5 protein-coding genes are annotated in these 4,384 nt (G+C 72.2%); 1 reads left to right on the top strand and 4 read right to left on the bottom strand.

The features are described from left to right. Positions 1–336: 336 nt before the first annotated feature. The 3 genes from ACFV61_RS31845 to ACFV61_RS31835 form a co-directional block, all read right to left on the bottom strand. The gene (locus ACFV61_RS31845; RefSeq protein ID WP_380334135.1) at positions 337–783 is read right to left on the bottom strand and encodes a nitroreductase family deazaflavin-dependent oxidoreductase; all 447 of its coding nucleotides are present in this window, start codon (positions 781–783) and stop codon (positions 337–339) included. Between the two features lie 286 nt (positions 784–1,069). Continuing rightward, on the bottom strand, positions 1,070–1,636 hold the full coding sequence (locus ACFV61_RS31840; protein WP_380495409.1) for a hypothetical protein: 567 nt from the start codon (positions 1,634–1,636) through the stop codon (positions 1,070–1,072). 114 nt (positions 1,637–1,750) lie between these two features. After that, a complete protein-coding gene (locus ACFV61_RS31835) occupies positions 1,751–2,266 on the bottom strand; it encodes a MarR family winged helix-turn-helix transcriptional regulator (RefSeq protein ID WP_380495407.1) in 516 nt (171 codons plus the stop codon). A 168-nt stretch (positions 2,267–2,434) separates the two neighbouring features. Here ACFV61_RS31835 and ACFV61_RS31830 point away from each other — a divergent pair, with 168 nt between their 5' ends. Beyond that, positions 2,435–3,634: an FAD-dependent monooxygenase gene (locus ACFV61_RS31830; RefSeq protein ID WP_380495405.1), complete on the top strand. Its 1,200-nt coding sequence runs from the start codon at positions 2,435–2,437 to the stop codon at positions 3,632–3,634. Positions 3,635–3,771: 137 nt separating this feature from the next. Here ACFV61_RS31830 and ACFV61_RS31825 read toward each other — a convergent pair whose 3' ends face one another. Further along, positions 3,772–4,263 carry a DoxX family protein gene (locus ACFV61_RS31825; protein WP_063352690.1) on the bottom strand — a complete coding sequence of 164 codons (492 nt, stop codon included), beginning with the start codon at positions 4,261–4,263 and terminating at the stop codon, positions 3,772–3,774. Positions 4,264–4,384: the final 121 nt, after the last annotated feature.

Raw genomic sequence — 4,384 nt, 5'->3', positions numbered from 1 at the left:
GGGTCTGGGGGGGTGGTTTTTTTTTAAACCCCCCCCGCCGGGGGGGGGGCCCCCCCCCGGGGGGCCCCGGGGCCGCCCGCCCCGGGGGGGGGGGGCCCCCCACTTCGGGACCGTTCAGCGGGCGTCGGTCTCGTCGATCAGGTACTGGAGCTCGTCGAAGATCGGGACGCCTCGACGGACCGGTCGGTTCACCCGCTCCGGCCGGGTTCTCCGCTCCTGTCATGTCATGTCGCGTCATGACACGTCGCGTCGTGCACGGGAGCTGCCGTGCCGGGCGAAGGGCTCGGGCGGGCGGGCGGTTTCCGGCGCTCCGGGCCCCGCCCGAGCCGTTCGGGGTCAACGACCGGCGGTCTCCGGCTCCAACACGAAGACGGGGATCACCCGGTCCGTCTTCGTCTGGTACGCGGCGTAGTCCGGCCAGACCTCGACCGCGCGGGCCCACCACAGCTCCCGCTCCGCGCCCTCGACCTCGCGCGCCGTCATGTCCTGGCGCACGGCACCGTCCTGGAGCTCGACCTGCGGGTGCGCGACCAGGTTGTGGTACCAGGTGGGGTTCTTGGGCGCGCCGCCCTGCGAGGCCACCAGGGCGTAGGTCCCCTCGTGTTCCACCCGCATCAGCGGGTTCTTGCGGATCTTGCCGCTCTTGGCCCCCAGGCTGGTGAGGACGACCACCGGCACGCCCCGGAGCGTCGTGCCCTCGGTGCCCCCGGAGCCCTCGTACAGCGCGACCTGGTCGCTGACCCACTTCTCCGGGCTCGGTTGGTATTCGCCGCTAAGAGGCATGCTGTTCCCGTCCCACTCGATGAGGACCGCCGGCGGCCGACCTGGTGCCGTCCGCCCCGAGGCCCTCGCTCCGTTCGGCCGCCTCCATGATTCACCACGAGGCCGCGGCCCGGTAGGTGGCGGCGCGACGGCGGGGCGTACCGCCGCGGACCGGGCCGGTGGTGACCAACGGTCAACGGTGCGGCGGCGGCTGCTGCTGCTCCGGCGGCGGCCGGTTCGGGGCCCGATCGCGAACTGCCCGGCGCTGAGGGTCCGGACCAGGTCCGGACCCTCAGCGGATGCCAGGTCAGGGGCAGGTGACGTTGAAGGTGACCTCGTGGGTGGCGGCCACGTTGCTGCCCCAGTTCCCGAGGATGTCCTTCATCTGGACGCCGTAGTAGGACCACAGCTTCCAGGTGCCGTTCTGGCAGGGGTAGGTGCTGCCGTTGCTCGCGGCACTGTTCTTGCCGGAGGCGCCGGGGAAGAGCGCGTCCTTGGTCTTGGTGCCGTCCGGGAAGGTGATCTCGTAGGAGCTGGGCTCCCAGATGCGGCAGCCGTTCGGCGGGTCCGCCCAGCCGATGATCTTCCACCAGCCGCACTCGGTCCACAGCGTCGGGTAGATCCCCCCGTCCCCGCTGTCGTAGAGGCACAGCCAGCTCTTCATCCGGCGGTCCTCGTTGCCGTTGTAGTCGACCCATTCGCCGCAGTGCGGCTCGGCGACTGTACGCGTGGACGGGGCGGCCTGGCGTGGCGCGGGGGCGGCGGCGGCAGTTGTGGCGGTGAGGGCGAGCGCGCCGAGGGCGGCGAGGGCGGCAGCACCCGCACGCAGCCGGCGGGCGGGCCGAGGACGGGGCCGAGGAAGCGAAGTGATCATGGAGGCATGATGTCGCCGTCCGGGCCCTCCGATGCCGGCGGCCGCGGAGGTTTCACCCGAACGAGGTGGGGTGGGACGGGTTTTCAAGGTGCCGCCTTGACCGTTCAGGTGCCGTCACCTGCCGCCGCCGCCGTCGTCGAGGAGGGCCAGGCGGGCGATGACGTCGTCGGCCAGCTTCGCGAGCAGGCGGCCCAGGTCCCCGCGGTCCTGGTCCGACCAGTGCGCTATCGCGTCCGTGAACCAGCCGATCATGGACGTCGCGTAGGCGTTCGCCGCCCTCGTTCCTTCAGTGGTCGCCTCGATGAGGCTGGCACGCCGGTCGTGCGGATCGCCGACGCGGTGGACGAGGCCGCGCCGCTCCAGCGCCTGGACCTGTCGCGTGACGTGCGGGCCGACCACCTGCATCCGTTCGGCGATCTCACCGATGCGCAGCGGCCGGTCCGCCATGTGCAGGGTCATGAGCGCGCTCAGTGCGGGGCGCTCCAGGGCGAGTCCCGCTGCGTCGGCCGCCCGTTCGGCCAGGCGTCCGCGGGTCATGGCGTTGCTCAGCTGGGCCAGCCGGGGCAGGGCCGCCCAGACGGCTGCCGCCTGCTCGTCCGCGCCGGGGTTGCCCGGCGAGTCCGCGGTCATCGGACCACCACCTCCACTTGAATACCTAACTTAGGTATCTATATCCTGGGGCTGCGCCCGCTCTCCGCGGGTGCACTGTGCCGTCCATAAAGATACCTAAGGTACGCATCTTCGGTGTGACCGCCAGGAGGCGACCGCCGGGCTGCGCCGCCAGGAGGAGAGCACACCGTGAACAACCACTCCGCGAACCGCAAGGTCCTCATCTCGGGCGCGAGCATCGCCGGCCCCGCCCTCGCCTACTGGCTCGACCGCTACGGCTTCGACGTCACCGTCGTCGAACGGGCGTCAGCCGTACGGGGCGGCGGGTACGCCATCGACATCCGCGGCGCCGCCCGCGAGGTCGTCGACCGCATGGGGCTGCTCCCGCAGCTGCGCGCAGCCCACGTGGACACGCGCAAGCTCTCGTTCGTGGACGCGGACGGGGCGCTCATCGGCTCCGTCGCCCCCGAGGCCGTCACCGGAGGCGCCGCAGGCCTGGACCTGGAAGTACGGCGCGGCGACCTGGCGAGCGCCCTCTACGCCCCGCTCCGCGACCGGGTCGAGTTCCTCTTCGGCGACTCCATCGCCACCCTGGACGACCGGGCGGACGGCGTCGACGTCACCTTCGACAGCGGTGCCCACCGCACCTTCGACCTGGTGATCGGCACCGACGGGCTGCACTCCAACACCCGCGGGCTGGTCTTCGGCCCCGAGGACGCGTTCCACCGCTACCTCGGCCACGTCTTCGCCGGTTTCACCCTCGCGAACGACCTGGGCCTCGCCCACGAAGGGATCATCTGGAACACGCCAGGCCGCGCGGCCGTCCTCTACGCCCACGAACCCGCCGACCGCATACACGGGTTCCTCCTCCTCAAGCGGGAGGACGCCCCCGTCGACGCCTTCCGGGACCCGCAGGCGCAGCGCGAACTCGTCGCCGCCGCCTTCCCCGAGCGCAGCTGGCACATCCCGCGCCTGGTGGACGCGCTGTGCGAGGCCGACGACCTGTTCTTCGACGTCGTCAGCCAGATCCACATGCCCACCTGGTCCCGTGGCCGCGTCGCCCTCGCCGGTGACGCGGCCCACGCGACCTCGTTCCTATCCGGCCAGGGCTCCAGCGTCTCGCTCGTCGGCGCCTACCTCCTGGCCGGAGAGCTCGCCGGCCACACCGACCACGCGGCCGCCTTCGCGGCCTACGAGCGCAAGGCGCGCCCCTTCGTCGAGCGGAACCAGGCGCTGGCCACCTCCGGCGGCACCACCCTCATCCCCGGCACCCAGGACATGCTCGACACCCGCAACGCGGCCCTGCGCAACCCCACCACCTCGGCGGGAACGGGGGGACGTGCCGCCCACAGCGGCGTGATCCTGCCGGACTACGACCACGCCGGATGACGGCGCGACCGCGTGCCGGGCTCGGCGAGTCGGACGGTTCCGCGCTGCCCAGCGGCCACACCTGCTGAGGGATGCGACGGGTTGCTGGTCCTGGCTTCGCGCACGTAGTGGTGGTCCAACGCGGTGCTGACGCGGCGCTAGAGAGTCACCCCTTGCAGGGACAGCACGATGCCCGCGCCGATGCCGCCCATCCCCAGGGCGACGGCCGCACTCCACCACCCGCCCTGGCCCCACCGGAACGGGTGGTCCAGTGCCAGGCGTCCGGGGCCGATGGCGGAGACCGCGATCGCGATCAGCGCCAGGCACAGCGGGTACTCCATGCCGCCCTTGTCGGCCCACAGGCCTCTGCCCGAGGTGACGGACATCGCGTTGATCATCACCCCGATCACGGCGGCGGCGGCCAGCGGGGTGAACAGCCCGAGGGCGAGGCCCAGGCCGCCGCACAGCTCTGAGGCTCCTCCCAGCGTGGCGAAGAGGACGCCGGGCCGGTAACCCAGGGCCTCGAAGCCCTTACTGGTGGCATGCAGACCGGCGCCACCGAACAGGCCGAAGAGTTTCTGGGCACCGTGGCCGGCCAGCAGCAGGCCGGCCAGCCGGAGCACCAGCAGGCCGACGTCGGCGGCGGACACCGGCGGTGGATGCGTGGAGGTCGGAGCGGCACAGCGGACGGAGGTCCGCAGCCCCGCGGCGGGCAGTTTAAAGGCGAACTTCACCACCCCCGCGCCGCAACCCCCCCCATCAGGAACCCCA

Source organism: Kitasatospora sp. NPDC059817 (assembly GCF_042731835.1).
GTDB lineage: Bacteria > Actinomycetota > Actinomycetes > Streptomycetales > Streptomycetaceae > Kitasatospora.
Note: the sequence above shows the minus strand (reverse complement) of the source record. Positions and strands in the feature narration are given on the sequence as shown.

Excerpts from the sequence above, each read along its gene's own strand:
- ACFV61_RS31840 (WP_380495409.1), bottom strand. The coding sequence starts at position 1,636 with ATGATCACTTCGCTTCCTCGGCCCCGTCCTCGGCCCGCCCGCCGGCTG.
- ACFV61_RS31845 (WP_380334135.1), bottom strand. The coding sequence starts at position 783 with ATGCCTCTTAGCGGCGAATACCAACCGAGCCCGGAGAAGTGGGTCAGC.
- ACFV61_RS31835 (WP_380495407.1), bottom strand. The coding sequence starts at position 2,266 with ATGACCGCGGACTCGCCGGGCAACCCCGGCGCGGACGAGCAGGCGGCA.